We start from the raw sequence: 24,857 nt of genomic DNA on the forward strand, positions 1-24,857 counted from the left end.
GGGCCGTGCCGCGCTTTCGCACCCACGTATTCGGCCGTCGCCGAAGACAATCCCGACATCGTTTTCGCCAAGGTCGACACCGAGGACCAACAGCAACTTGCCGGCGCGTTCGGCATTCGCTCGATCCCGACCCTGATGATCTTCCGCGATCAGGTGATGTTGTATTCCCAGCCGGGGGCTCTTCCCCGCAATGCGCTGGACGACCTCATCGGTCAGGTACGGGATCTCGACATGGACGACGTCCGACGTCAGATCGCAGAACATGACCAGGAGTCGGCCGCCAAATAGAGGCGACGTCCATGTCTCGTCGCTCAGGCCCTGTTCGATGGCATAAGCGTCGTCGAGACCCGGAGCCTTCACTCCGCAAACCACCCGTCGCCGAGCCATGCGTGAACGGGCGGAGATGGTCTGGGCTTGACATCCGGTCCCGATTGCCGAATACTTCCCCGCCATTGACAACGCGCTCATCCAGAGCGGTGGAGGGACAGGCCCTGTGAAACCGCGGCAACCGACGAGGAGGGTGACACCCTCCGTAGGGCGGTGCCAATGCCTGATCGATGAGTAGCCGGCAGCGGGACTCCCGCTCACGGCGCTCGAAGAGCGCGTCGAGTGAGAGGAGACCGCAGATGGAGTCGTATCGAAGACCCGCCGGATCAGCGGCCCGTACGTTCGGGCCGTCGCATGTCTGTTCCATGTGTTGTCCGCGCTCTCGGGTGGTTCACCCGAGCGGACGACGCTCGTAGCGAACGCCACCACCCGAGAGGTCACCTGAGGCTCTGCCTCGGCGTTCTCTGACGACGTTCACCCCGGACGACTCCGGGCCTACCAAAGGAACAGCATGACGACGACGAATGCATTGAACGAGGTCGACCTCGAGGCCGTCGGCGGCCTCGCCCAGGCGATCGTGGAAAGTCCGATCACGGCGGCGACGACCTGGAAGGCGACCGTCGAGTGGGACGGCGGCTTTCGCTCCGTCGCCCGCATCCGGGACTTCGCTCCCATCCCATCCGACGAGCCGCCGGCACTCGGCGGGACGGACACGGCCCCGAATCCTGTCGAGCAGGTCATCGCCGCCCTCGGCAATTGCCTGGCGGTCGGGTACGCCGCCGGAGCGTCTGCCGCGGGCATCGAGATCAAGGACCTGCGGATCGACCTCGAGGGCGACCTCGACCTGCACGCCTTCCTCGGCCTGCGAGACGGACACGCCGGATACGACGACCTGCGAGTCTCGGTCCACCTCGACACCGACGCCGACCGCGCTGCGGTCGAGGCGCTCCACGCCAAGGTCGTCGGCACGTCGCCCGTCGGACACACCCTCAGCAGGGCGATCCCGCTCAGCATCGACCTCGCCTGAACCACCCATCGAGGAGAGACGAACATGACCGAGTATCGATTCGAGACCCTGCAGGTCCACGCCGGGCAGGATGCCGACCCGACGACGCACGCCAGGGCGGTTCCGATATACCAGACGACGTCGTACGTGTTCGATGACGCCGACCACGCTGCCCGACTCTTCGGGCTCCAGGAGTTCGGCAACATCTACACCAGGATCATGAACCCGACCAACGACGTGTTCGAGAAGAGAGTTGCCGCGCTGGAGGGAGGTGTCGCCGCAGTTGCCACGGCGTCGGGACAGGCGGCACAGCTGCTCGCCGTCACCACCCTGGCGCAGTCCGGCGATCACATCGTCTCGACGAGCTACCTGTACGGCGGCACCTACAACCAGTTCAAGGTGGCCTTCCCGCGCCTCGGAATCGGGGTGACGTTCGTCGACGGCGACGATCCCGATGACCTGGCGGCGGCCATCCAGGACAACACGAAGGCGATCTATGTCGAGTCGATCGGCAACCCCCAGTACAACGTGCCGGACCTACCGAGGATCGCAGAGGTGGCGCACGCAGCCGGTATCCCGCTCATCGTGGACAACACGTTCGGCGCCGCCGGCTACCTCATCCGCCCCATCGAACATGGCGCCGACATCGTCGTCGCTTCGGCGACGAAGTGGATCGGGGGCCACGGCAACTCGATCGGAGGCGTCATCGTCGATGCAGGCTCGTTCGACTGGCGGAGCGAGAAGTTCCCGTTGTTCACCGAGCCGGCGCCCGGCTATCACGGCCTGAACTTCGCCGAGGTGTTCGGGCCCGGAGGACCATTCGGGAACATCGCCTTCGCGATCCGCGTCAGGGTCGAAGGGCTGCGGGACTTCGGTCCCGCCCTCTCGCCCTTCAACGCCTTCCTGTTCCTGCAGGGCCTCGAGACGCTGTCGCTGCGCGTCCAGCGCCATTCGGACAATGCTGCAGAGCTCGCTCAGTGGCTCGAAGGGCACGATCAGGTCGCCTGGGTCACGTACACCGGGCTGGAATCCCACCCGTCGCATGCCGTCGCCAAGAGGATCATGCGCAACGGCTTCGGCTCAGTGCTCAGCTTCGGCATCGCAGGTGGCTACGAGGACGCCAAGACGTTCATCGACTCGCTCGAGCTGGCATCCCACCTAGCGAACGTCGGCGACGCCAAGACACTGATCATCCACCCGGCGTCGACGACCCATCAGCAGCTCGACGAAGAGGAACAACGGTCGTCCGGGGTCACGGCGGATCTCGTCCGGGTGTCCGTCGGCATCGAGCACATCGACGACATCAAAGCGGACCTCGAACGCGGGTTCGCGGCGGTCACGAAAGCCGCGGCCGCATAGCCCGCAGACGCAAGTGTGGACCGGGGCCGCATCGACGCCGCCCCGGTCCACGGTACGCTCGGCCCCCGGATGACTCAGGATCAGGACCACCGCCGGTACGGCTTCTCGACGCGAGCAGTCCACGCCGGGCAGCGCCCCGATCCCGAGACCGGCGCCAGAGCCCAGCCGATCTACGCGACGACGTCGTTCGTGTTCGACGACGCTCAGCATGCCGCCGACCTGTTCGCGTTGCAGACGTTCGGGAACATCTACTCGAGGATCGGCAACCCGACGAACGCCGCATTCGAGGAACGGATGGCGTCCCTCGAGGGCGGGCTCGGCGCACTGGCGACGTCGTCCGGGCAGGCGGCACAGCTCATCTCCGTACTCACTCTGGCGAAGCAAGGTGACGAGATAGTCGCCTCGCGGAGCCTCTACGGGGGCACCTACACCCAGTTCGACGTGACGCTGCGCAGGATGGGGATCGACGTCACCTTCGTCGACATCCACGACCCGGACGCCATCGAAAAGGCGGTCAACGTTCGCACGAAGGCGGTTTACGCCGAGACCATCGGCAACCCGAGAGGAGACGTGCCGGACATCGCCGCCGTGGCGGCGATCGCCCATGAGCGCGGCGTGCCGCTCATCGTCGACAACACGTTCGCCACGCCTTACCTGTGCCGCCCGATCGAGCACGGCGCCGACATCGTCGTGCACTCGGCCACGAAGTTCATCGGAGGGCACGGGGTCGTCATCGGGGGCGTCATCGTCGAGAGCGGCACGTTCCCGTGGGACAACGGCAACTTCCCGCTGCTCACCGACCCGTCACCCGCCTACCACGATCTGCGGTTCTGGGAGAACTTCCGTGAGTACGGGTACTTGATGAAGGCGAGGACCGAGCTGCTGCGCGACATCGGTGCCGCCCTCTCGCCGTTCAACTCCTTCCTGATGCTCATCGGCCTCGAGACGCTGCCGCTGCGGATGGCTCGCCACGTCGAGAACGCCCGCCGGGTGGCCGAGTTCCTCGACGACGACCCGAGGGTGGCGTGGGTCAGCTACCCGATCTTCGCCGAGAACCCGTGGACCGCCAACGCCCGGCACTACGCGCCGGAGGGCCCGGGGGCGATCTTCACGTTCGGCGTGGCAGGGGGCTTCGATGCCGGGGTTTCCTTCATCCAGGGCGTCGAGCTCGCCTCTCATCTCGCCAACGTGGGCGACGCCAAGACCCTCGTCATCCACCCGGCGTCCACGACGCACCAGCAGGTTCCGCAAGAGGATCGGGCCGGGATGGGAGTCACCGACGACATGATCCGCATATCCGTAGGAATCGAGGACGTCGACGACATCGTCGCCGATCTCGACGCGGCGCTCGGCCACCGAGGTACGGCGTGACGACGACCGTCGAGCCCGTGCCGGACGCCACCGCGGGAGAGCGGCTCCACATCATTCAGAACGCCGAATCGATCGCACTCGTCGGGGTCTCGTCGAACCCGATCAGGTCATCGAACTTCGTGGCCGCCTACCTGGTTCGCACATCGATGCGCACCTATCCGGTCAACCCGATGTACGAGACGGTGCTCGGCCTGCAGTGCTACCCGTCCCTGAGAGACCTGCCGGAGGCCCCCCACATCGTCGACGTCTTCAGGCGGCACGACGCGATACCAGAGGTCGTCGACGAGGCGATCGCCGTCGGCGCCAAGGTGGTGTGGTTTCAGCTCGGGCTCCGCCACGACGAAGCGGCTCGGACTGCGCGAGCCGCCGGGCTCCAGGTCGTCCAGGACCGCTGCCTCAAAATCGAGCACGCCCGCTGGCACGGTGGCCTCCACTACGCCGGCTTCGACACGCACGTCATCTCGTCGAGGAGACGCCGGCCCCTCTGAGTGCGCCCTCCGTTCGCGCTGATGACAGCATCGGCCACCCTCTGCCGATTACGCTTGAGCAACTCGACTGGAGGTGGGTGTGACGGCACCAGAATCGTCATCGTCCGACGCCATCAACAAGGCGATGGGCTCGATGGGGCAGGCTGAGAGACTCGTGGCGCTCGGCGCCCTCGTCATCGTGGCCATCGACCTGATCGGTGGGCTGATCGCCGACGAGTACTTCGTGAGCACACTGCCTTGGTTCCTCAGCGTGCTGATCGTGCTCGCGGTGTTTGCTCACAGGATGCGAGGCTCGACGATGCCGATCGACTACGGGTGGTGGGTCTCGCGGCTCGCACTCCTCGCCGGCGGTGTTGTCGCTTACTTCTTCCTGTACGACCTCCGCAACGGATTCTTCGACGGCGCCGACATCTTCTACGCCATCGTCGAGTACGTGGCGGCAGGGCTCTTGCTGTTCGGCGGCTACACGTTGGCCAAGCAGGGAGCCTGATCCGACGAACCTGATCGGAACGACCGGCGCCGTCGGCGCCGGTCGTTGCGCGAAGCGCCAGACTCGCCTGCCCCGTCGGGCGGCGGCAAGGTGCCGGGCACAGTCCCTCGACGAGTCAGGCGGCTGGGCCCTCAGCCACCCGACCCGGGTCCCGACCGGCGTGCGTGAACCGCGTGCACGGGAACATGCGTAATCCCTGACAGGATGAGCCAGGCCCGATCGGGATGATCGACCTTCGAGATGAACAGTTCCTGCGTCCCCACGTCGCATCACCGCGACGCACGGACGCAGGAACGAGTGGGGCAACGGTGGCCGGCGCGCCGGCGCGCTCTGTCGCGGGGGCCAATAGGCTACGGGCGGAGCCCTACCGCATGTCGGGCTCGCAGCGACCGTTGGAGCCCATGGACGATCCACTCAGCGCTCGATTCGCCGCCGGAGAGCCGGGCGCCGTCCGTGACATGTACGCCCGGCTCGGGCGTCCCGTCTTCAGCGTGGCGTACCGCGTGCTCGGCGACCGAAGCCTTGCCGAGGAGGCCGTCCAGCTGACGTTCCTGCAGGCGTGGCAAGCGGCAGGCCGGTTCGACCCGCAGCGCGACATCGCACCCTGGCTGTTCACCATCGCCCGGAGGGTCGCCATCGACCTCTACCGCAGGGAGCGTCGCCACCAAGCCGAGGACCTCGGCGATCGCGAGATCGCCACCCTGCCACCGTCGATCGAGCAGGCGTGGACCGCGTGGGAGGTGAGGCGGGCACTCGACGAGCTCCCCCCTCAGGAGCGCGAGGTCTTGCGGGCGACACACTTCGACGGCTTGACGCACGACGAGGCCGCCAAGCTGCTCAGGATCCCGATCGGAACCGTGAAGTCGCGCTCCTTCCGCGCATACCGGAGGCTCGCCGAGGTGCTGGCCCACCTCGAGGAGGCGTCGGCATGAACTGCGACGACTTCCGTAGCGCCCGCTCCCGCCGCATCGAGACCCAGGAGAGCCGGGCACACCTCGCCGGGTGCCCCGACTGCCGGCTCATCGACGATGCGCTGACGGCAGTCGGGCCGAAGCTCTCCGACCCTTCGGTGTGGATCGAGCCGAGCGCCGATCTCGAGTCGAGGGTCATGGCAGCCGTCGGTGGGGCTCCTGCAGAGCCGGCCGGGCGGTACTGGCTGTCGTGGCTCGCGGCCGCCGGGGTCGTCGCGCTGGTGCTCGGCGTGTTGTTCGCGTCGACGAGGGGCGCCGGTCCCGACTGGGAGGTGACGCTGGCGGCGACCGGCTCGGCGCCCGGCGCCGGCGCCCTGGCTTCCGGGTGGCGGGAGGACTCGGGTACGAGAGTCACCCTCGCCGTGAGCGGCCTGGACCCTGCGCCCGAGGGATACGTCTACGAGTTGTGGTTCTCCAACCCGGCCACCAGGGTCTCGGCCGGCACGTTTCGCACTGCGGGGGACGTGGAGCTGTGGACCGCCGTCAGCCGACGTGACTATCCGCGACTGTGGGTCACGCTCCAACCGGTCGGCGCCTACGACGACTACGTCACGGTGCTCGACACGGTCGACGGCTGACCCGAGGTCAGGACGGCTGACCCGAGGTCAGCTCGTCCACTCGGCCAGCTCGGCGTCCACCTGTGTGAGGTCGATGGTGAACTGAGGTGCCTCGACACCGAGACCGGGGAATCCAACGATGCCCCTCGGCAGACCGGCGCTTCTGCGCTGGTAACGGGTCTTGCCGGGGGCGACGACGAACGGCGTGCTCATCGGGCGGGACGGCTGCGGGGCGACGGACGATGACAGCGCCTGTGCCTCCAAGCCGTCGACATGGACGCCGCGGTAGCCGGCGCGCCGGAGCGCCCTGCGCAAGCGGCGTGAACGCCTCGATCCCTGCACGCCTCCTCCTTCGATCTGGACGCTACGCAGAGTAGTCGCATCGTCTCGACACATCGGGGAGCCTTCGGGAGCTCTTCGAATGATCATCGGCAGGTCAGCCGAGGAACTGCAGCCAAGCCTCGAGAGCGGCTCCGATGTCATCCGGCGAGTCCTCCTGGAGGAAGTGGCCGCCGCGCACCGTGACCTCGGTCTGGTTCGGCCACGCCCGGCACCGCTCTCGCTGCCTACCCACGAGTATCGCCCCCGGATCGGCGTTGACGAAGAGCTTCGGCACGTCGCTCTCCGCCAGCCATGCCTCGTACGACGCGACGATTTCGGTCACGTCGGCAGGGTGCCCTTCGATGGGGATCTCGCGAGGCCACGTGAGCGTCGGGCGCCTCGACTCGCCGGCAACGAGGTAAGGCGCCCGGTACACGTCCATGTCCTCGGCGGTGAGCTCGCCCAGCATGGACGCCGGGAGGATCCTCTCGACGAACACGTTCTTCTCGAGCACAATGACCTCACCTGCGCTCGAGCGCATGCTCTCGAAGATCGGGCGTGCCGCATCCGGCCAGTCGTCCCAGGTGACCGGGGTGACGATGGCCTCCATGTACGCAATGCCGCGAACCGAGTCACGGTGCCGGTTCGCCCAGTCGAAGCCGAGGCCAGAGCCCCAGTCGTGGACGACGAGCACGACACGCCGGCGTGCACCGACGTGCTCCAAGAAGGCGTCGAGGTACTGACGGTGCTCCACGAACCGATAACGGTCCGCTCCGCTGTCGTCGAACTTGTCCGAGTCTCCCATGCCGATCAGATCGGGGGCGACGCACCGTCCGAGGTGCGAGACGTGCGGAATGATGTTCCGCCACAGGTACGACGAAGTCGGGTTCCCGTGTAGGAAGACGATCGGATCGCCCTCGCCGACCTCGACGTACGCCATCGAATGCCCGAGAACCTCTGCCCGCCTCTTCTCCACACCCTCTCCTCGGTGTATGGCTCCTCGATGAATGGGCCATGCCGGCCGGCCGAGAACTTACCCCGGGTCGACGCCGGATCGAAATGGCTTGCGTCCACGGTCATGGGTACGCTCGTCGGTCACCGATCGTGAGGAACGACATGTGCTTCGACACGGACGCCCTGCCGCCGATCACCCCGATCTCCGGGGCCGCGATCCATCACGACGACCTCGTGTTGACTGCCGCCGACGGGGCGGAGTTCGCCGCATTCGAGGCGCGGGCCGAGCACCATCCGCGCTCGGGCGTGGTCGTGCTACCGGACGTGCGAGGCCTGTTCAGGTTCTACGAGGAGCTCGGGCTGCGCTTCGCAGAGAGAGGAGTCGATGCGGTCGTCATCGACTACTTCGGCAGGACAGCGGGCATCTCGAAGCGCACCGACGACTGGGAGTACATGCCGCACGTCGAACTGGTCACCCAAGAGGGGCTGGAGGCGGATGTGGTGGCGGCGATCCATCGCCTGCGGTCGGGGCGAGAGCCGATGTCCCTGTTCACCGTTGGGTTCTGCTTCGGGGGCAGCAACTCGTGGCACCAAGCGGCCAACGGACTCGGATTGGCGGGAGCCGTCGGGTTCTACGGCAACCCGAGCCGGCCGGACCGCCCGAAGGGAGCCCCGCCCGTCGTCGCCAGGGTGGGTGAGATGCGGGGCGCCATCCTCGGGCTCATGGGCGGCGACGACCCGGGAATCCCGCAGGCCGACGTCGACGCCTACCGGGAGGCGCTCGACGCCGCAGGCGTGAAGAACGAGATCGTGGTGTACGAGGGAGCGCCTCACAGCTTCTTCGACCGCAAGCAGGACGATTACGCCGCCGACTCGGCCGACGCATGGGAGAGGGTGCTGGCGTTCATCGAGGCCAACGGGTGATGCCCCGACGCCGTCCCCCGCCGCCCGATGAAGGGCGGACCGTGAGGGCGGGTTGCGGCCACCTCGCCGGCGTGACCGCCCGGCCCGCTCCGGACGGAGGGTGCGAAGAGTGCCTCGCCATCGGTGGGAGCTGGCTGCACCTCCGCTTCTGTTACGAGTGCGACCGCAAGCTGTGCTGCGACGGCTCGCCGAACCGGCACGCCCGCCGGCACGCCCTCGAGGCAGGCCACCCCGTGGCGTGCTCGGCCGAGCGTGGAGAGAGCTGGGCGTGGTGCTACCAGGACGAGACCATCCTCGAGCCGATCCCGCCTAGCCTCAACTGATGCACGACGACATCAAAGCGGCCGCCCACCGTCACTTCCCGAGGACACGCCACGACCTGGAAGCTCTCGTCAGGATTCCATCGGTGTCGGCCGACGGGTTCGACAACGCCCATGTCAGGCAGTCCGCAGACCTCACGGCGGAGCTCATGCTCTCGGCAGGATTCCGGGACGTCAGGCTGTTGGAGATCGAAGGGGCGCACCCGGCGGTGTTCGGTCAGATCGCTGGTCCACCGGGATCGCCGACCCTGCTGCTCTATGCCCACCACGACGTGCAGCCCCCCGGACCGGACACCGAGTGGGAGACGCCGCCCTTCGATCCGACCGAGCGAGACGGGCGCCTCTACGGGCGGGGCACGTCCGACGACAAGGCGGGGATCGCCGTCCACCTCGGCGCCGTCAGGGCGCACGAGAGCGCCCCTCCCCTCCACGTGAAGCTGTTCGTGGAGGGCGAGGAGGAGATCGGGTCACGCCACCTGTCGGCGTTCCTCTCGGCGTACAAGGATCTCCTCGACTCGGACGTCATCGTCATCGCCGACTCGGGGAACTGGAGGGTTGGAGTTCCGGCCATCACGGTCTCGCTGCGTGGACTCGTGGACTGCGTCGTCGAGGTGAGGACGCTGCGCCATGCCGTTCACAGCGGTAGTTTCGGCGGCGCACTCCCGGACGCTCTGACCTGCCTCGGCAGGATGATCGCGTCGCTCCACGACGAGGCTGGGGAGGTGGCGATCCCGGGCCTGACGTCGGGAGAGGCCGATCCACTCGACCTCGGAGAGGATGAGCTGCGCGAGCTCGCCGGGGCGCTCGACTCCGTGGAGATGCTCGGCATCGGGAGCCTCACGTCACGCATCTGGACGAAGCCGGCGGTGTCGGTGCTGGCCGTAGACGCTCCACCGGTCTCTCAGGCGATCAACCAGCTCGTCCCCGTGGCCAGAGCCAAGGTGAGCCTCAGGATCGCTCCCGGCGAGGATCCGGACGCCGCCATGGCAGCCCTCGTGGCCCACCTCGAGGAGAACGTGCCCTGGGGGGCCGAGGTGACGATCACTCCCGGTGCCACCGGCGAGGCCTTCGACCTCGATGCGACCGGGGTGGCTCATTCCGCCTTCCGCGACGCCTTCGCAGAAGCGTGGGGCACCGACGCGGTCGACATCGGGGCTGGGGGCTCGATCCCGTTCGTGGCGGCATTCTCAGAGCTCTTTCCGCAAGCCGCCATCCTCCTCACGGGTGTGGCAGACCCAGGGAGCCGCGCCCACGGTCCTGACGAGAGCCTCGACCTCCTCGAGCTGCAGCGGGGAATCGTCGCTGAAGCGATCGCGATGCGGCTCCTCGCCGAGGACCGGCGAGACGACGGCTGAGCTCACCGCCGGCACAACCACCGACCGAGTCGTTGCGATCGCTGCGTCATCTGGGGATCCGAGTCCGCTTGAACTCGTTGACGTTCGTCCAGGCGAGCATGTCGAGGATGCGCTCGACGTCGCCGCGGCAATGCCGGTCCATGAGGCGCACGAATACGGCGTCGTCCCCGTCGATGAACGTCGGAACGCCGAACACGCCATGGCGCTTCACGGCCTCCGTGTGCTCCTCGCCGAGTGTTGCGAGCGGTTGCCCGGTTGCGACGACGGCACTGACCTCGTCGGGATCGAGCCCTACGGTCTCGGCGACACTGCGCATCGTCGCCTCTTCGTTGATGTCTGCCGCGTCGCTGTGGCGGGCGTCGAACAAGGCCCTGTGGTAGGCGCCGAATGCCTCCGAGAACTCGTCGCGGACCGCGATGCCCCACTGGAGAGCCAGCACGCCCCTCGTTCCTTCGGCTCCGTCGGGCCGCTCCCAGACGGGAGTCTCGTCCTCGGAGACCTTCGTCTGGGCGAGCGAGAAGGGCACGAACGACACGTCCCAGCCTGCACCGTCCTCGATTGCATCGACGACGACTTCGTTGGCGATCCGGGCGAATGGGCAGAGGTAGTCGAAGGTCACCTGAAACGTGCGGGCCATGTGCGCTCCTCGTGCGGATCCCGCCACGGTAGCGCGGCACCGTCCGGGCAACGACGAGGTGTCTACGGATCGCAGCTACCAGTCTGGAACAGGCATTATATGAGCGGCTTTCTATCAGATTTGGGAATAGGTCGCCGGATTACAGCATTACAATTCGACACGCCGCCAGGAAAGGAAGCACCACATTGGCGAACGACCTCTCCACCCTGACCCTGCCAGTGCTGCCGCTCCGCAACGGGGCGGTCTTCCCTCACATGGTCGTGACGGTCGCCGTCGAGTCGGACGAGGCGCGGCGTGCCATCGCCGCCGCCGAGAGCTCCGGCTCGCAGATCCTGCTCGTTCCGGTCGTCGACGGCGAGTACGCCGGGGTCGGGACGGTCGCAGACATCCAGGAGCTGTCACAGGGAGGCGTGACGTCCGCTCTCATCTCCGGGGTCTCCAGAGCGACCATCGGCGCCGCCACGCCACGGGGAGACGACGTGCTCTGGGTCGAGGCGCTCCCCGTGGAGGAGCAGGCGGACCACGACGAGGAGACGAGACGGATGGCGACCGAGTTCAAGGCGGTCGTGACCGAGATCATGAGCCATCGCGGGATCGGAGGCGCCGTAGAGCGCATGCTGGACTCGTCGGACCCCGGCAGGCTCGCCGACCTCGCTGCCTACTCACCCGACCTCACCCTGGAGCAGCGTGTGCGGGTGTTGACGACGACGGATGTCAAGGAGCGGCTCCGGATCGTCCTCGACTGGATGAACGAGACCCTGGCCGAGCTGCAGATACGGCAGCGGATCCGCGAGGACGCCACCGAGCGCATCGACAAGTCGCAGCGGGACTACCTGCTCAGGCAGCAGATGGATGCGATCCGGTCGGAGCTGGGTGAGGGCGAGTCGGACGTCGCCTCCGAGTACAGAGCGAAGCTCGCGGCGCGCCACCTGCATGACTCCGTCGCTTCGTCCATCGAGCGAGAGATCGATCGACTCGAGAGGATGAGCGAGCAGAGCCCCGAGCACTCGTGGATCAGGACTTGGCTCGATACCGTGTTCGACGTCCCGTGGGAGACCACCACACAGGACGACCTCGACCTCGTCAAGGCCCGCGGCGTGCTCGACGACGACCACACCGGGCTCGACGACGTCAAGGAACGTATCGTCGAGCATCTGGCGGTCCGCAAGCTCCGCTCCGAACGCGGCCTCGACGCCGTCACGTCCGGTCGGGGCAGCGGCGCCATCCTCCTGCTCGTCGGCCCTCCGGGCGTCGGCAAGACGTCGCTCGGCGAGTCGGTGGCGAGGGCGCTCGGCAGGAAGTTCGTCCGTGTCGCCCTCGGCGGAATCAGGGACGAGGCGGAGATTCGCGGCCACCGCCGGACGTACGTGGGGGCGCGTCCCGGCCGTGTCGTCCGCGCCCTCATCGAGGTCGGGTCCATGAACCCGGTCTTCCTGCTCGACGAGATGGACAAGGTCGGCGCCGATTGGCGCGGCGACCCCTCGTCGGCCCTGCTCGAGGTGCTCGACCCGGCCCAGAACCACACGTTCCGGGACCACTACATGGAGCTCGATCTCGACCTCTCGAACGTACTCTTCGTGGCGACGGCGAACGTGCTCGACACCATCCCTGCGCCGCTCCTCGACAGGACCGAGGTCATCCGGCTCGACGGCTACACCGACCGAGAAAAGGTCGCCATCGCTCGCGACCACCTCCTCCCGCGTCAGATCGAGCAGGCCGGCCTCGAAGAAGGCGAGCTGATCGCGTCGGATGACGTGCTCGCCGCAGTCATCGACGGGTACACGCGGGAGGCCGGGGTGCGCGGGCTCGAGCGACAGTTGGGCAAGCTCGCCCGCAAGGCCGCCACCCGCCTCGCCACCCAAGAGGCCGAGCCACCGATCGTCGCCGAGGAACACCAACTCAAGGAGCTGCTCGGCAAGCGGCCGATCCATCACGACGAGGCGAAGGACAGGACGAGCGTCCCGGGCGTCTCGACCGGCCTGGCGGTGACGGGGAGCGGCGGGGACGTGCTCTTCATCGAGGCGACCGCCATGAGCGGCGAGCCCGGCCTGATGCTGACCGGTCAGCTCGGGGACGTGATGAAGGAGTCCGCCCAGATCGCGCTGTCGTACGTTCGGTCACACGCAGCCGAGCTCGGCATCGATTCGGCTGCGCTCGATCGCAGGTTCCACATCCACGTGCCGGCGGGCGCCATCCCCAAGGACGGGCCCTCCGCCGGCATCGCGATAACGACGGCGCTCGTCAGCCTGCTCACCGGCCGAAAGGTGCGCGAGACGGTGGGCATGACGGGCGAGGTGACACTGCAAGGAAGGGTCCTGCCGATCGGAGGCGTGAAGCAGAAGGTGCTCGCCGCCCACCGCGCCGGGCTCACCGAGGTGATCCTCCCCGCTCGCAACGCCGACGACCTCGACGACGTCCCGGAGCAGGTTCGTGAAGAGATGAGGTTCCACACCTTCGGCGAGATCGGAGAGGTGCTCGAGGTGGCGATGGGCTGACCCAGCCCGAGATTCAGTCGTCCTGCTCGATGTCGACGTCGAGCTGCCCGTCCCGCCATCTCGCCCGGAACTCGGTTTCGTGCTCATCGCCGTCGAAGGTCACCCGGACCTCGTCGGGCCCCTCGTGGTCGATGTCGGCTTCGTACCCTGGGGCGGGGACCGCCCCCTGCAACCGGACCTCGCCCTGCCGATACCTGATGCTCACCGTCCCTCCTCGCATCGAATAGGACTTCGTGGTCCATTCGTCCTCCGGCTGGGTCGTCGGCGGCGGCGGCGGCGGCGTCGTGGTCTTCGTCTCGGGAGGCTCGGTGGCCGACGTGGTGGAGGGGGCGTCGGTCGTCGTCGTGACGATCGAAGGCGGATCGGTCGACGGTGCACCCGTCGTCGGACCGGTCTCCCCGGAAGAGGGCGCGTCCGACGGCGTCGTCGTCTCGCCGGACACGGTGCCGGCGGCGGCCACCGCACCGGACGAGAGCTCGGACGGCCGGTCCGTGACCGCGTCGCGAACGATCCCGACCGCCGCCCATGCGACGGCCGCCGACAACACCGAGGCTGCAGCCCAGCCGAGCACGAACATGAACTTGCGGCTCACGGCACCATGATGCCGCAGCCGGGGCATTTCATGGATAAGCGAGGGTCAACCAGGGCTCAATTGTCCGTCGCGGGGCCCTGGATCGCAGGCTTCGTCTGTATCGTCTCTCGCATGCCTTCCGTGCTACTCGTCGAGGATGACCAGCGGATCCGCGAGGCGCTGGCAGGCGCCCTGGCGGCTCGCGGCTACGACGTCCGCTCGACGAGCACCGGCATGGCAGGAGTGCAGGAGGCCATCGGGGGAGATACCGACGTGGTCGTCCTCGACCTCGGCCTGCCCGACGTCGACGGCGCCAAGGCGCTCCAGATGATCCGGGCCGTCGCCTCCGTCCCGGTGATCGTCGCCACCGCCCGCGACGACGAGAGGGAGATCGTCCGGTTGTTCGACCTGGGCGCCGACGACTACGTGGTCAAGCCGTTCTCGGCCGAGCACCTCGAGGCGCGGATCCGCGCCGTGCTGCGCCGGGTCGGCGGGTCGGACGATCAGCCGCCGCTCGTGGTCGGCGGGCTCCAGATCGACGTGGACGCCCACGAAGCCACCCTCGAGGGGAAGCCGCTCGACCTCACGTCGAAGGAGTTCGATCTCCTCGCCTACCTGGCATCGCGTGTCGGAGCGATGGTGACCAAGCGCGAGATCCTCGCAGAGGTGTGGCGAATGCCGTACGGCGGGGCGGACAGGACCGTCGACGTCCACTTGTCGTGGCTCCGCAAGAAGCTCGGAGAGACCGCGCTGGCGCCCCGTTACCTGCACACCAAGCGGGGCGTAGGCGTCAAGCTGGTCGACCCGGCCAAGTGAGATCGCGGCTGCGCCTCGTGAGCTTGGCGGTCACCGCCATGGTGGTCATGGCGTTCCTCCTCCCGCTGGCGGCCCTCGTGCGAGAACTGGCCCGCGACAGGGCGCTCACGCGGGCGGAGCGAGATGCCCAGCTCGTGGCGTTGTTGATCACGTCGGATCCGGCCTCGGGGCCCGCCCTGGCACTCGACACATTCGGGGGAGCCGAGGCGGGCCTTTCGATCGTCCTCGACGACGGCTCCGTGCTCGGGGCCCCTCTCGACCCCGAACTGACATCCGACCTGAACACGACGGCCGCTTTTCGCAGAGGCGAGCCGGGTGGCGAGGCCGTGTACGTTCCTGCGATCGCCGGAGACGGGGAGATCGCAACGGTACGGCTCTTCGTGGCCGATGCCGAGCTGTCCTCGAACGTCGTCCGCGCGTGGCTCGTCTTGGGGGGTCTCGGCGTGATCCTGGTGCTCATAGGGGTCGCGGCGGCCGACCGTCTCGGCAGGTCGGTCGTGAGGTCGGTCGACGACCTGTCGGCCGCCGCCAACCGCCTCGGCGAGGGCGATCTCGAGGCACGCGTCGATCCGAGCGGCCCGCAAGAGCTCGTCGACGTAGGCAACGAGTTCAACCGTCTCGCCGCCAGCGTTGCCGGGCTGCTCCAGCAAGAGAGGGAGACGGCGGCCGACCTCTCGCACCGGCTGCGGACACCGCTCATGGCAGCCCGCCTCGACGCCGAGGCGCTGCCCGGCTCCCCCGCCAGAGACCGCCTCCTCGGCGACATCGACGAGCTCGCCCGGAGCGTCGACCACATCATCGGCGAGGCCCGCAGGACGGTGCGCCAGGGAGGGGCGCACCCCGTGGACGTCGCTGCCATCGCACGCCGATCCATGGCGTTCTGGAGCGCCCTCGGCGACGAGCAGGACCGCAAGAGCGACCTCGTGGTGTCGCTGCCCGAGCCCGTCCTGGTGACGGCACCGGCCGCCGACCTGGAGGCGGCGATCGACGCGCTGCTCGGGAATGTCTTCGCGCACACCCCCGAGGGGACCGGCTATTCGTTGCTGGTCGAGCCCGAGAGCGACGGGTGGATTCGGGTGACCGTGGCCGACACCGGTCCCGGCTTCTCGGTGGCCGACCCTCTCGAAAGGGGCGCCAGCGGCGCCGGCTCGACCGGGCTCGGCCTCGACATCGCCCGGAGGACGGCCGAGGCAGCGGGCGGCAGGATCCGGCTGGAGACGCTCGCCGAAGGAGGGGCGTCCATCAGCATGTCACTGCGAACGACCGACGAAGCGCCGCCAGACTGAGGCGCGCCTCGGGGGACCACCCACGTGGTCCCCCGAGTCTCCTCCCACGGACCCCGTCAGCCCAAGGCGCTCGTGAGCGCCCGCTTCACGTAGACCTTGGCGAGGTGCGCCTTGTACTCCTCCGAGCCGTAGAGGTCCTCGAGCACGGTGACGCCTTCGACGGCTCGCTCGGCCGCCGCCGCGATCGCCTCTGCCGATCCGTCCGAGCCGACGATGGCCTCGGTCGACCCGGCGGCGAGCATCGGCTTCGTGCCGACGCCCGTGAGGGCGACCCGGGCGTCCTCGACCGTGCCGTTGCTCTTGCGAACCCAGGCAGCGGCGCCGGCGACCGCGTAGTCGCTGTGTCCGCCCCTCCGTCCGAGCTTGTCGTACGCCGACATGCCGCCTTTGGGCAGGTGTACCTCGACGAGGATCTCGTCGGGCTCGAGGGCCGACGTGAGCGTGTCGACGAAGAAGTCGGCAGCGGCGATCTCCCTCGTCCCTCTTGCCGATCGGGCCACCAGCGTCGCCCCGCACGCCAGAGCGGCGGCCGGCTGGTCGGCGGCGATATCGGCGTGGGCGAGCGCGCCGCACGTGGTGCCGCGGTTGCGCACCTGCACGTCACCGGTCCACGCCGCCGCCTGAGCCAACGCCGCGGCGTGCTGGCGAACGAGCGCATCCGCCGCAGTCTGCCCATGGCGAACGAGCGCCCCGATCGAGATGTGGTCGCCCTGGTCCTCGATCGCACCGAGGCCCTGGATCCGGCCGATGTCGATGACCAACTCGGGAGACAGCAGCCGGAGCTTCATCATCGGGATGAGGCTCATCCCGCCGGACATCACCTTGGCGCCGGGATTCGCTGCCAGGGCATCGACGGCCTCGTCCAGCGATGACGGGGCCATGTAGTCGAACTCACGTGGGTACATGCCTATCCCCTCGCATCCTGAATCGCTTGCCAGACCTTGCGGGGCCTCAGCGGCATGTCGATGTGCCTCACCCCGAGCGGAGCCAGCGCGTCGACGACGGCGTTGACGATGGTCTGCGCCGACCCGATCGTGCCGGCCTCGCCGATGCCCTTCACCCCCATCGGGTTGACGTCCGTCGGGGTGTTGGTCCAACCGAGGTCGAAGGCAGGCAGATCCGACGCCGTCGGCAGCGGGTAGTCGACGAGCGAGCCCGTCAGCAGGTTGCCGTCGCCGTCGTAGATCGCCTCTTCGAACATCGCCTGCCCGACCCCCTGGGCGATCCCGCCGTGGAGCTGACCGTCGACGATCATCGGGTTGATGCGGTTGCCGCAGTCGTCGACGGCGATGTACTGCATCAAGTCGACGTCGCCTGTCTCCGGATCGACCTCGACGACCGCCAGGTGCGATCCGAACGGCCAGGTTGCGTTGCCCGGCGAGAACACCGCGTGCGCCTCGAGGCCCGCCTCGAGGCCGTCGGGGCCTTTGTGCGGCTTGTAGGCGACCTCGGCGATCTGGGCCCACGACACCTTGTTGCCCGGTGCCCCGGCGACATACCCGCCGCCGTCGCCGAACCGGATGTCCTCTGTCGAGGCCTCGAGCATGTGGGCGACGATGTCTGCCGCCTTGGCCCGCACCTTCTCGGCCGCCTGCCACGTCGCAGCTCCGTCGACGGCCGCCGATCGGCTCCCGAACGTGCCGATGCCGGCCGGCGACTCGGCGGTGTCACCGTGTGTCACCCTGATCGTGTCGTAATCGATCCCGAGCCGGTCGTGCACGACCTGGGCCCACGTCGTCTCGTGACCCTGGCCGCTCGGCCCCGTCCCGATGATCACCGTCGCCGATCCGTCGGGATTGACCCTGACGAGCCCCGAGCCGCTGAACGCCGACGGCATGCCGTATGCGTCCCACCCGAACCCGAACTCGCTGAGCACCGAAGGGCCGAACCCGCAGACCTCCACATAGGTCGCCAACCCGATGCCGAGATACCTGCCCTCCTGGAGGGCCTGGGCTTGCTTCTTGCGCAACCCTTCGTAGTCGGCGTGCGCCAGCAGCGTGTCGAGGTTGACCTCGTAGTTGCCGCTGTCGATCGCCAAGCCGACGTTCGTCGTCGCAGGGAACTGGTCGGCTCCCCAGTAGTTCTTCTTCCTGACGTCCCCCGGGTCCATCCCGATCTCGCGGGCGTAGGCGTCGATGATGCGCTCCAGGTAGTAGGCCGCCTCGGGGCGACCGGCTCCGCGATACGCGTCCGTCGTCTGGGTGTTCGTCGTCACGCACCTCACCTGCCACGCGGTCGGGATGTCGTATTGGCCGCTGGCGACGAACAGCCCGAGCACGGGTATGGCGACGGTGAAGTTCTGTGAGTAGGCGCCCATGTCGGCGATGGCGTCGAGCTCGTACCCGAGGATCTCGCCGTCCTTCGTTCCGACGATCGTCGCCGTGCCGATCCAGCCGCGCCCCTGGATGGTCGAGTACGCCGCTTCGCGGCGGGTCTCCGTGAACCGGACAGGCCTGCCGAGTCTTTGCGAGGCGAAGCACACCAGGATCTCGTCGGGGTACACGTTGAGCTTGCACCCGAAGCCTCCCCCGACCTCGGGAGCGATGACGTGCACGTCATTTCCGGCGACGCCGAACGTCTTGCCGATGGCGGCGCCGAGGGCATGCGGGATCTGCGACGAGCTCCACACGTCGAAGCGCCCGTACCCCCGGTTCCAGTCGGCGACGACGGAACGGGGCTCGATGGCGACGGGGATGAGACGCTGGTTCGTCATCTCGATGCTGACGATGACCGAGTCGTCCCGCTTCTTGGCCTCCTCGATGGCCGGCCTGTGGTCTGTGAGCTCGAAGACGCCGGGCCACCAGTCGTGCGCCACCCAGGTCACGAGCACGTTCGAGTCCAGGTCATCATGGACCTTGACCTCGTCGGAGGCGGCCTGCTTCAAGTCGACGACGGCCTGGAGCGGCTCGTAGTCGACGTCGACCGCCTCGACGGCGTCCGCAGCGATCGTCGGCGTCTCGGCGACGATCATCGCAACGGCCTCGCCGGCGTGCTTGACGACGCCGTCTGCGAGGAGCGGGCGGAGCTTACCGACCGGGACCTGCGCCAGCAGCGGGCCGAGGTGGCGAACGTCGTCGATGGTGTAGACGGCGAGCACTCCCGGCATCGCCAGTGCCCCGGAGGCGTCGATCGAGTTGATCCTGGCGTGGGCGAACGGGCTTCGTACGAAGGCGGTCGCCGCCTCCCCCGCCCGCTTGATGTCGTCGACGAACCTGCCGTGGCCCTGGATGAGCGCCGGGTCCTCCTTGCGGCGGACGATCCCGCCCATGACGCTCGTGGTGGTCGTCATGACACCCCCTCGAAGTCCGTCGTCCAGTCGGGGGGCGGTGGTTCGACGCCGCGCATCTTGGCGCCGGCGTACTCGACCGCCCTGACGATGTTGTGGTACCCGGTGCAGCGACAGAGATTGCCCTCGAGCGCGTGGCGGATCTCGTCCTCGGACGGATCGTCGTTCTGCTCGAGCAGACCCACCGCCGACATGATCATCCCGGGAGTGCAATACCCGCACTGCAGCCCGTGCCGTTCCCAGAAGCCCTCCTGAACGGGATGGAGATCGCCGTTCGACGCAAGGCCTTCGATGGTTCGCACCTCGGCACCGTCCGCCTGGACCGCCAGCATCGTGCACGACTTCGTCGTCACACCGCCGACCTGCACCGTGCACGCGCCGCAGTACCCGGTCTCGCATCCGACGTGGGTGCCGGTGAGCCTCAGGTTCTCGCGCAGAAAGTGGACGAGCAGTGTGCGGGGTTCTACGTCGGCGGTGACATCCGTGCCGTTCACCGTCACCGTGATCTCCATGACACCCCTTTCATGCCTCGGATCACTTCCGAAGGTAGCAACACGCCGGGCCGCGTGTCGGAGAAAGCCGCCTTGGAGTTGCCCCGGCCGGGCCTGCTAGCTCCTGCTTCCGAACAGGCGCTTGAAGAAGCGTCCGATGCCGGCGAGCAGGCTGGCGAAGAAGAGCGAGAAGCCCTTCACGTCACCTGCTCGGACCTGGGCGGCCTCTTCGTTGCTGCTGGCAGCCAGCTTCGCCTCGAGGCACGACACGAACTCGCCGATCAGGCGGCTCGACATCTCTTTGATGAGCCCCGTCCTGCCGAACTGGGCGGCCGCACCAGACAGGAGCACGTCGGCGTCGACGGTCACCCGAGTCCTGCCGCCGACCTGCTCGAGGGCGTATGCCACCTTGACCTGCCCGACGGAACCGCCCCGCTTGTCGACGCCCTTGCCGTTGACCGATCCGGTCCGCGCCGCGACGTCCGAGGCGACCGTCGCCTCCCCCTCGAACTTGGCGGTCATCGGCCCGAGCTTGACGCTGACGTTGCCCGCATAGACGTTGTCGCCCTTCGCCTCTGTGAGCTCGGCGCCCGGGAGGCACATGGCGAGCTCTGGAACGTTCTGGAACAGCGCCCAAACGTCGTCGAGCTTGCGGTCGACTTCGATGACCTCGTTGATCTTCATGGGGCGATCATACCGACGAGGCGTCGGCGGCTGCCTGGAGGGTGTTTATCGTTCGACGATGGAGACCGAGCCGCCGCCCTCCCGCCCCGCGACCGCGCTCCGAGAGGGCGTGGTCGCCATCCTCCCGCTGATGATCGGAGTCATCCCGTTCGGATTCGCATTCGGCGTCGCCGCCGCCGGGAGCGGCATCGACGTGAAGCTCGCCTGGTCGACCTCGCCGATCATCTTCGCTGGGGCGGCGCAGCTCGCCACCGTCCAACTCCTCTCGTCGGACACGTCGTTGCTCGTCGTCGCCGCCACCGGCCTGATGATCAACCTGCGTCATGTGATGTACAGCGCAGTGCTCGCCTCGGACTTCCGGCGGTTCCCGCGGCCGTGGCGCGTGGGGTTGCCCTACCTCCTCACCGACCAGACGTTCGCCATGGCGGCGACTCGCTTCGAGCACAGCGAAGACCCTTCATACAAGCGTTGGTACTACCTCGGGGTCGGGATGACCCTGTGGGTCTGGTGGCAAGCCACGACGGCCCTCGGGATCGTCCTCGGCGCCGGCATCCCGAGCGACTGGAACCTCGACTTCGCCATTCCGGCGGTGTTCCTGGCACTCCTGGTGCTGAGCGTCAAGAGCCGCCCGGGGCTCGTCGCAGCGGCGGCGGCAGCCACCGTCGCCACGCTCGGGCACGGGATGCCGTATGGCCTCGGCCTCGTCACCGGGATCGGGTTCGGCATCGCAGCCGGAGTGTTCGCCGAGCGCTGGTGGCGAGGGTGACGGCACTGGCAATCGTCGTCATCGGCGCCGGGACGTACGCCATGCGGCTGTCGTTCATCGGCTTCCTGGGAGACCGGCGGGTGCCTTCGTACATCGAGCGGCCCCTCCGCTACGTCGCCCCCGCCGCCATGGCGGCTCTCGCCTTCCAACCGACGCTCGTGCGCCAAGGCGAGATCGCCATCACGCCGGGCAACCTGCGCATCTGGGCGCTCCTCGTCGCCTTCGTCATCGCCTGGCGCACGAAGAGCGTCGCCCTGGTGATCGTCGGTGGGCTGGGCGCCCTCGCCGTGCTCGAATGGCTGCTGTGAGCGGTCTCGTCGGTGGGGTGCCCGATCGGCGCCTCTCCGGCGGTCAGTTCCTCACGGCAGGATCAGGCTTCCCCGACTCGGCGACCGCCACGAGATTGTCGAGGAACCTGACCCACGCCGGGGTGATGACGGCGATGATCGGATCGTCGGCGTCGAACCCGCCGTGGGTGAACGTGATCTGCGTGCCGCCTCCGTCGGACTCTCCGAGCTCGAACCGGATCGTGGTGCCCTTCCACCACGGAGGGCTCTCGGGGACGTGCCACTCGACCTCGGCCTCGCCGATCGCGGTCACTGAGAGCTCGAAGACTACCGGCGAGGTCGGGAACGTCACTTGGAACGAGTCACCGGGAGCGCCGGCGGCGCCTTCGACCCGGTCCGACCACCAACCGGCGATCCCAGCCGGGTCGTCGAGCCAGTGCATGACGTCGGCCGGTGGGCACGACGTCTCGAACTGAGCCTTGATCGCATAGTCGCCCATGGTGGAACCTCCCGTGATCGGAACCTATTTCAGTGGCGACTATATCGCGCTGCCTCCGCTATTTCAAAGTCGGCTAAAATGGCGTGGTGGACGTCCTCCAGGTGGTCGCCGAACCGCGTCGCCGTCAGATCCTCTCTCTCGTCTGGGAGCATGAGCTGGCTGCGGGCGAGATCGCGGGCCACTTCGACATGACGTTCGGGGCCGTCTCCCAGCACCTGGCGGTGCTGCGCGGTGCCGGCCTGGTGTCCGTGCGCAGGGACGGCAACCGGCGCTTCTACACAGCGGACAAGGAAGCGCTCGGACCGTTGCGCCCGATGCTCGAGGCGATGTGGCGCGATACGCTCGACCGGCTCGCCGACTCGATCGAGGGCCAAGAGCCATGAGCCCTCCGATCACCGTCGAGCGCCGCATCTCTGCATCGCCGTCAGTCGTGTACGCCTACCTGACCGACTCGGAGCTGTGGGCTCGCTGGCAAGGGATCGGAGCGGCCATCGAGGCGGCACCCGGCGGGATCTTCTCGATGGCGATGGGCAACGGGATGCGGGCCCGCGGCCAGTTCGTCGAGCTGGTCGAGGACAGCCGCGTCGTCTTCACCTGGGGGTGGATCGATCATCCGGCCGTCCCGCCGGGATCGAGCACCGTGCAGATCGACCTCGTGGCCGAGGGAACCGGGACGATCGTCAAGCTGACTCACACCGGGCTACCCGAAGCCGAGGTCCCCATCCACGTGGCGGGGTGGGACCATTACCTCCCGAGGTTGGCGATCGTGGCGGAGGGCGGGGACCCCGGCCCCGACCCGTCGTGACGTGGCGCACGACCACCCGCTGTGACGTGATCGGGCCCGCACGCCCGGAGAGGGACGCCGATCGGCTCAAGCGCCGTTGCGCTCGTCGCGCCACGCGAGCCAGTCTGCCCCGCGGTCGACACCCCAACCCGGCCCGTTGAAGCCCAGCGTGAACTGGGTGAACCCCAGGTCGACGTAGTCATCCACGTCCTCCGTGAGGAAGCGGTCCAGGTCGTCGGGATCTAGCCCGAGGCTCCACTCGATGTCGCCCGGGTCGCGTCCCACCTCGTCGCACCAGCGGCGCAGGGCTGCGATCTTCGGGACCACCTCGTCGGGGCTGTCGGGGAACCGGGCGTGCCAGATGTCGGCGTGCTCGGCCACCATTCGGAGCGTGAGCCGCTCGCCCCAGCCGCCGATCATGATCGGCATGCTCCTCGTCGGCGGCGGGTTGAGGACCGCCAGCCGCCGTTGCATCACGGGGATGGCGGCGCGGAGCGCCAGGAGCCGTTCCCCCGTGGTCCCGAACTCGTACCCGTACTCGTCGTAGTCCCTCTCGAACCACCCGGACCCGAGCCCGAGGATGAACCGGCCGCCTGAGATGTGGTCGATCGTTCTCGCCATGTCGGCGAGCAGGCTCGGGTTGCGGTACGAGTTGCACGAGACGAGCGCTCCGATCTCGACGCCGTCCGTCTGCTCAGCCCAAGCGGCCAGCATCGTCCAGCACTCGAAGTGGGCTCCGTCCGGCTCGCCGTACAGCGGGAAGAAGTGGTCCCACGTGTACAACAGGTCGTAGCCGAGCTCGTCGACCCGGCCGACGGCCGCCCTGAGGTCGGAGTACGAGCCGTGCTGGGGGTGGAGTTGGGCGGCGATGCGGATCGGGTGCACGGCGCCCGATCGTAGACGCGGTCGTGGGGTGCAGGTTGCGACGTCAGGCGGGACGGAACGTCAGGTCGAGCGTGTCGTGGGCCGCCCGCATCGCCTCAAGCGACAGCGGGCCCGATCGCATGATCCTGCGCTCGAGCGCCTCGGGAGTCGTGATCATGACACCGTCCACCTTGAACCGGGACATCAGGAAGGGCAGCCGTCCGTCGACGAAGCACAGCACGCCCTGGATGGGGATGCCGAGCCCGTCGAGGCACGTCGTGACGACGCCTACCTGGCGGTGGACCTGCTCGACGAGCTTGGTGCGGTTCCGGCCTGCGACTTCGAGCCTGCCTCCTCGGCGGTGGTTCCTCTCGACCCTGCCGGTGTAGCGCTTGGTGTCGATGACCCACACCCCCGAAGGGGCGACGGCTACGTGGTCGATGTTCGCCTTGGAGCCCGGCATCTGCCTGTCGTGCAGAGCGAGGACGCCGCGCATGCCGTTGAGGAGGTTGCCCACGGTCCGCTCGGCCTCTCCCCCGATCGTCCAGGTTTCACCGTTGCGCCTTCGTTCCCCCTCGCGCAGTGCAGACGCCCCTGGACGGTTGCGCATGGGAGCCGCATATGGATCAGCAGTGCCGTAGACGCACGCCTCGCACGTCGCCACCCGAGAGTCACGATCCCAGGCGGCGCGCAGCCCCGGCTCGATGCCGGTGCCGCACATCGAGCAGAGCGCCGGATACCGCATCGTGATGACATGCTCCATCCCGAAATGCATCGACCGCAGCCGGCGGAACGTTTAGCGGTTGTATAGGTCGATCGACCTATGCCCCCTCCCCGTTCCGGCGTACCCACATCGCAGTGGTGCGACGGACGGACGCAAGAACGAACCCCCTGACCGTTCTGGCGTACCCACATCGCAGGGATGCGACGGACGGACGCAAGAACGAG

General features: G+C 68.1%; 29 protein-coding genes and 1 riboswitch. Of the genes, 18 read left to right on the forward strand and 11 right to left on the reverse strand.

What is annotated here, in order from left to right; genetic code table 11:
- The 8 genes from VGC47_05980 to VGC47_06015 form a co-directional block, all read left to right on the forward strand.
- Window positions 1-288 (forward strand): thioredoxin family protein (locus VGC47_05980; GenBank protein ID HEX9854841.1); only part of this gene is annotated, 288 nt, incomplete at its 5' end.
- 173 nt (window positions 289-461) lie between these two features.
- Window positions 462-564, forward strand: a riboswitch (SAM riboswitch).
- A gap of 274 nt (window positions 565-838) precedes the next feature.
- Complete coding sequence (locus VGC47_05985) at window positions 839-1,354, forward strand: OsmC family protein (protein ID HEX9854842.1); 516 nt, start codon at window positions 839-841, stop codon at window positions 1,352-1,354.
- 24 nt (window positions 1,355-1,378) lie between these two features.
- A complete protein-coding gene (locus tag VGC47_05990; protein HEX9854843.1) occupies window positions 1,379-2,692 on the forward strand; it encodes an O-acetylhomoserine aminocarboxypropyltransferase/cysteine synthase in 1,314 nt (437 codons plus the stop codon).
- Between the two features lie 69 nt (window positions 2,693-2,761).
- Window positions 2,762-4,063 (forward strand): O-acetylhomoserine aminocarboxypropyltransferase/cysteine synthase family protein, encoded by a 1,302-nt coding sequence (locus tag VGC47_05995; protein ID HEX9854844.1) that lies wholly within the window; start codon window positions 2,762-2,764, stop codon window positions 4,061-4,063.
- A complete protein-coding gene (locus tag VGC47_06000) occupies window positions 4,060-4,551 on the forward strand; it encodes a CoA-binding protein (GenBank protein HEX9854845.1) in 492 nt (163 codons plus the stop codon). Before VGC47_05995 ends, VGC47_06000 begins: the two co-directional genes overlap by 4 nt.
- Window positions 4,552-4,630: 79 nt before the next feature.
- On the forward strand, window positions 4,631-5,041 hold the full coding sequence (locus VGC47_06005; protein ID HEX9854846.1) for a hypothetical protein: 411 nt from the start codon (window positions 4,631-4,633) through the stop codon (window positions 5,039-5,041).
- A gap of 401 nt (window positions 5,042-5,442) precedes the next feature.
- Window positions 5,443-5,973: an RNA polymerase sigma factor gene (locus VGC47_06010; GenBank protein ID HEX9854847.1), complete on the forward strand. Its 531-nt coding sequence runs from the start codon at window positions 5,443-5,445 to the stop codon at window positions 5,971-5,973.
- A complete protein-coding gene (locus VGC47_06015; GenBank protein HEX9854848.1) occupies window positions 5,970-6,590 on the forward strand; it encodes an anti-sigma factor in 621 nt (206 codons plus the stop codon). The genes VGC47_06010 and VGC47_06015 overlap by 4 nt, the downstream gene beginning before the upstream one ends.
- A 27-nt stretch (window positions 6,591-6,617) precedes the next feature.
- Here the strand turns inward: VGC47_06015 and VGC47_06020 are convergent, their stop codons facing one another.
- Window positions 6,618-6,911 (reverse strand): hypothetical protein, encoded by a 294-nt coding sequence (locus VGC47_06020; protein HEX9854849.1) that lies wholly within the window; start codon window positions 6,909-6,911, stop codon window positions 6,618-6,620.
- Between the two features lie 94 nt (window positions 6,912-7,005).
- A complete protein-coding gene (locus VGC47_06025; protein HEX9854850.1) occupies window positions 7,006-7,866 on the reverse strand; it encodes a haloalkane dehalogenase in 861 nt (286 codons plus the stop codon).
- Between the two features lie 140 nt (window positions 7,867-8,006).
- On the opposite strand from VGC47_06025, the gene VGC47_06030 reads away from it, so the two are divergent.
- The 3 genes from VGC47_06030 to VGC47_06040 all read left to right on the forward strand — a co-directional run bounded on the left by VGC47_06030 (window position 8,007) and on the right by VGC47_06040 (window position 10,443).
- Window positions 8,007-8,768 carry a dienelactone hydrolase family protein gene (locus VGC47_06030; GenBank protein ID HEX9854851.1) on the forward strand — a complete coding sequence of 254 codons (762 nt, stop codon included), beginning with the start codon at window positions 8,007-8,009 and terminating at the stop codon, window positions 8,766-8,768.
- A 71-nt stretch (window positions 8,769-8,839) separates the two neighbouring features.
- The gene (locus tag VGC47_06035; protein HEX9854852.1) at window positions 8,840-9,091 is read left to right on the forward strand and encodes a UBP-type zinc finger domain-containing protein; all 252 of its coding nucleotides are present in this window, start codon (window positions 8,840-8,842) and stop codon (window positions 9,089-9,091) included.
- Window positions 9,091-10,443: a dipeptidase gene (locus tag VGC47_06040; protein HEX9854853.1), complete on the forward strand. Its 1,353-nt coding sequence runs from the start codon at window positions 9,091-9,093 to the stop codon at window positions 10,441-10,443. Before VGC47_06035 ends, VGC47_06040 begins: the two co-directional genes overlap by 1 nt.
- Before the next feature lie 46 nt (window positions 10,444-10,489).
- On the opposite strand, the gene VGC47_06045 is transcribed toward VGC47_06040, so the two are convergent.
- Entirely contained in the window at window positions 10,490-11,080 is a 591-nt protein-coding gene (locus VGC47_06045; GenBank protein ID HEX9854854.1) for a DsbA family protein, read from the reverse strand.
- A 185-nt stretch (window positions 11,081-11,265) separates the two neighbouring features.
- On the opposite strand from VGC47_06045, the gene lon reads away from it, so the two are divergent.
- Entirely contained in the window at window positions 11,266-13,575 is a 2,310-nt protein-coding gene (lon, locus tag VGC47_06050) for an endopeptidase La (GenBank protein HEX9854855.1), read from the forward strand.
- 13 nt (window positions 13,576-13,588) lie between these two features.
- Here lon and VGC47_06055 read toward each other — a convergent pair whose 3' ends face one another.
- On the reverse strand, window positions 13,589-14,167 hold the full coding sequence (locus VGC47_06055; protein ID HEX9854856.1) for a hypothetical protein: 579 nt from the start codon (window positions 14,165-14,167) through the stop codon (window positions 13,589-13,591).
- Between the two features lie 111 nt (window positions 14,168-14,278).
- Here VGC47_06055 and VGC47_06060 point away from each other — a divergent pair, with 111 nt between their 5' ends.
- Together VGC47_06060 and VGC47_06065 are read left to right on the forward strand one after the other, a co-directional pair.
- Window positions 14,279-14,962 carry a response regulator transcription factor gene (locus VGC47_06060; protein ID HEX9854857.1) on the forward strand — a complete coding sequence of 228 codons (684 nt, stop codon included), beginning with the start codon at window positions 14,279-14,281 and terminating at the stop codon, window positions 14,960-14,962.
- A complete protein-coding gene (locus tag VGC47_06065; protein ID HEX9854858.1) occupies window positions 14,959-16,248 on the forward strand; it encodes a HAMP domain-containing sensor histidine kinase in 1,290 nt (429 codons plus the stop codon). Before VGC47_06060 ends, VGC47_06065 begins: the two co-directional genes overlap by 4 nt.
- A 56-nt stretch (window positions 16,249-16,304) precedes the next feature.
- Here the strand turns inward: VGC47_06065 and VGC47_06070 are convergent, their stop codons facing one another.
- From VGC47_06070 to VGC47_06085, 4 genes are all read right to left on the reverse strand, one after another.
- On the reverse strand, window positions 16,305-17,153 hold the full coding sequence (locus VGC47_06070; protein ID HEX9854859.1) for a xanthine dehydrogenase family protein subunit M: 849 nt from the start codon (window positions 17,151-17,153) through the stop codon (window positions 16,305-16,307).
- Window positions 17,154-17,155: 2 nt separating this feature from the next.
- Window positions 17,156-19,537, reverse strand: a complete 2,382-nt coding sequence (locus VGC47_06075; protein ID HEX9854860.1) for a molybdopterin cofactor-binding domain-containing protein — start codon at window positions 19,535-19,537, stop codon at window positions 17,156-17,158.
- The gene (locus VGC47_06080; GenBank protein HEX9854861.1) at window positions 19,534-20,046 is read right to left on the reverse strand and encodes a (2Fe-2S)-binding protein; all 513 of its coding nucleotides are present in this window, start codon (window positions 20,044-20,046) and stop codon (window positions 19,534-19,536) included. The genes VGC47_06075 and VGC47_06080 overlap by 4 nt, the downstream gene beginning before the upstream one ends.
- A gap of 96 nt (window positions 20,047-20,142) precedes the next feature.
- Complete coding sequence (locus VGC47_06085) at window positions 20,143-20,709, reverse strand: SRPBCC family protein (protein ID HEX9854862.1); 567 nt, start codon at window positions 20,707-20,709, stop codon at window positions 20,143-20,145.
- Between the two features lie 58 nt (window positions 20,710-20,767).
- Here VGC47_06085 and VGC47_06090 point away from each other — a divergent pair, with 58 nt between their 5' ends.
- Window positions 20,768-21,475 carry an AzlC family ABC transporter permease gene (locus VGC47_06090; protein ID HEX9854863.1) on the forward strand — a complete coding sequence of 236 codons (708 nt, stop codon included), beginning with the start codon at window positions 20,768-20,770 and terminating at the stop codon, window positions 21,473-21,475.
- On the forward strand, window positions 21,472-21,783 hold the full coding sequence (locus VGC47_06095) for an AzlD domain-containing protein (GenBank protein ID HEX9854864.1): 312 nt from the start codon (window positions 21,472-21,474) through the stop codon (window positions 21,781-21,783). The genes VGC47_06090 and VGC47_06095 overlap by 4 nt, the downstream gene beginning before the upstream one ends.
- A 43-nt stretch (window positions 21,784-21,826) precedes the next feature.
- Here the strand turns inward: VGC47_06095 and VGC47_06100 are convergent, their stop codons facing one another.
- Window positions 21,827-22,261, reverse strand: coding sequence for an SRPBCC domain-containing protein (locus VGC47_06100; GenBank protein HEX9854865.1), 435 nt, complete (start codon window positions 22,259-22,261; stop codon window positions 21,827-21,829).
- Between the two features lie 86 nt (window positions 22,262-22,347).
- On the opposite strand from VGC47_06100, the gene VGC47_06105 reads away from it, so the two are divergent.
- Both VGC47_06105 and VGC47_06110 read left to right on the forward strand, forming a co-directional pair.
- Window positions 22,348-22,644: a metalloregulator ArsR/SmtB family transcription factor gene (locus tag VGC47_06105; GenBank protein HEX9854866.1), complete on the forward strand. Its 297-nt coding sequence runs from the start codon at window positions 22,348-22,350 to the stop codon at window positions 22,642-22,644.
- Window positions 22,641-23,066: an SRPBCC domain-containing protein gene (locus tag VGC47_06110; protein HEX9854867.1), complete on the forward strand. Its 426-nt coding sequence runs from the start codon at window positions 22,641-22,643 to the stop codon at window positions 23,064-23,066. Before VGC47_06105 ends, VGC47_06110 begins: the two co-directional genes overlap by 4 nt.
- Window positions 23,067-23,132: 66 nt before the next feature.
- Here the strand turns inward: VGC47_06110 and VGC47_06115 are convergent, their stop codons facing one another.
- On the reverse strand, window positions 23,133-23,930 hold the full coding sequence (locus tag VGC47_06115) for an LLM class F420-dependent oxidoreductase (GenBank protein ID HEX9854868.1): 798 nt from the start codon (window positions 23,928-23,930) through the stop codon (window positions 23,133-23,135).
- A gap of 43 nt (window positions 23,931-23,973) precedes the next feature.
- On the reverse strand, window positions 23,974-24,672 hold the full coding sequence (locus VGC47_06120; GenBank protein HEX9854869.1) for a nuclease-related domain-containing protein: 699 nt from the start codon (window positions 24,670-24,672) through the stop codon (window positions 23,974-23,976).
- Window positions 24,673-24,857 lie beyond the last annotated feature (185 nt).

This window comes from Acidimicrobiia bacterium, assembly GCA_036396535.1.
In the GTDB taxonomy this organism is placed as follows: domain Bacteria; phylum Actinomycetota; class Acidimicrobiia; order Spongiisociales; family UBA5794; genus DASWKR01.

Bases quoted from the DNA above. Each gene is read 5' to 3' on its own strand.
- VGC47_05985 (HEX9854842.1), top strand. From the start codon at position 839: ATGACGACGACGAATGCATTGAACGAGGTCGACCTCGAGGCCGTCGGC.
- VGC47_05990 (HEX9854843.1), top strand. From the start codon at position 1,379: ATGACCGAGTATCGATTCGAGACCCTGCAGGTCCACGCCGGGCAGGAT.
- VGC47_05995 (HEX9854844.1), top strand. From the start codon at position 2,762: ATGACTCAGGATCAGGACCACCGCCGGTACGGCTTCTCGACGCGAGCA.
- VGC47_06010 (HEX9854847.1), top strand. From the start codon at position 5,443: ATGGACGATCCACTCAGCGCTCGATTCGCCGCCGGAGAGCCGGGCGCC.
- VGC47_06015 (HEX9854848.1), top strand. From the start codon at position 5,970: ATGAACTGCGACGACTTCCGTAGCGCCCGCTCCCGCCGCATCGAGACC.
- VGC47_06030 (HEX9854851.1), top strand. From the start codon at position 8,007: ATGTGCTTCGACACGGACGCCCTGCCGCCGATCACCCCGATCTCCGGG.
- VGC47_06040 (HEX9854853.1), top strand. From the start codon at position 9,091: ATGCACGACGACATCAAAGCGGCCGCCCACCGTCACTTCCCGAGGACA.
- VGC47_06045 (HEX9854854.1), bottom strand. From the start codon at position 11,080: ATGGCCCGCACGTTTCAGGTGACCTTCGACTACCTCTGCCCATTCGCC.
- VGC47_06060 (HEX9854857.1), top strand. From the start codon at position 14,279: ATGCCTTCCGTGCTACTCGTCGAGGATGACCAGCGGATCCGCGAGGCG.
- VGC47_06070 (HEX9854859.1), bottom strand. From the start codon at position 17,153: ATGTACCCACGTGAGTTCGACTACATGGCCCCGTCATCGCTGGACGAG.
- VGC47_06075 (HEX9854860.1), bottom strand. From the start codon at position 19,537: ATGACGACCACCACGAGCGTCATGGGCGGGATCGTCCGCCGCAAGGAG.
- VGC47_06080 (HEX9854861.1), bottom strand. From the start codon at position 20,046: ATGGAGATCACGGTGACGGTGAACGGCACGGATGTCACCGCCGACGTA.
- VGC47_06085 (HEX9854862.1), bottom strand. From the start codon at position 20,709: ATGAAGATCAACGAGGTCATCGAAGTCGACCGCAAGCTCGACGACGTT.
- VGC47_06090 (HEX9854863.1), top strand. From the start codon at position 20,768: ATGGAGACCGAGCCGCCGCCCTCCCGCCCCGCGACCGCGCTCCGAGAG.
- VGC47_06100 (HEX9854865.1), bottom strand. From the start codon at position 22,261: ATGGGCGACTATGCGATCAAGGCTCAGTTCGAGACGTCGTGCCCACCG.
- VGC47_06110 (HEX9854867.1), top strand. From the start codon at position 22,641: ATGAGCCCTCCGATCACCGTCGAGCGCCGCATCTCTGCATCGCCGTCA.
- VGC47_06120 (HEX9854869.1), bottom strand. From the start codon at position 24,672: ATGGAGCATGTCATCACGATGCGGTATCCGGCGCTCTGCTCGATGTGC.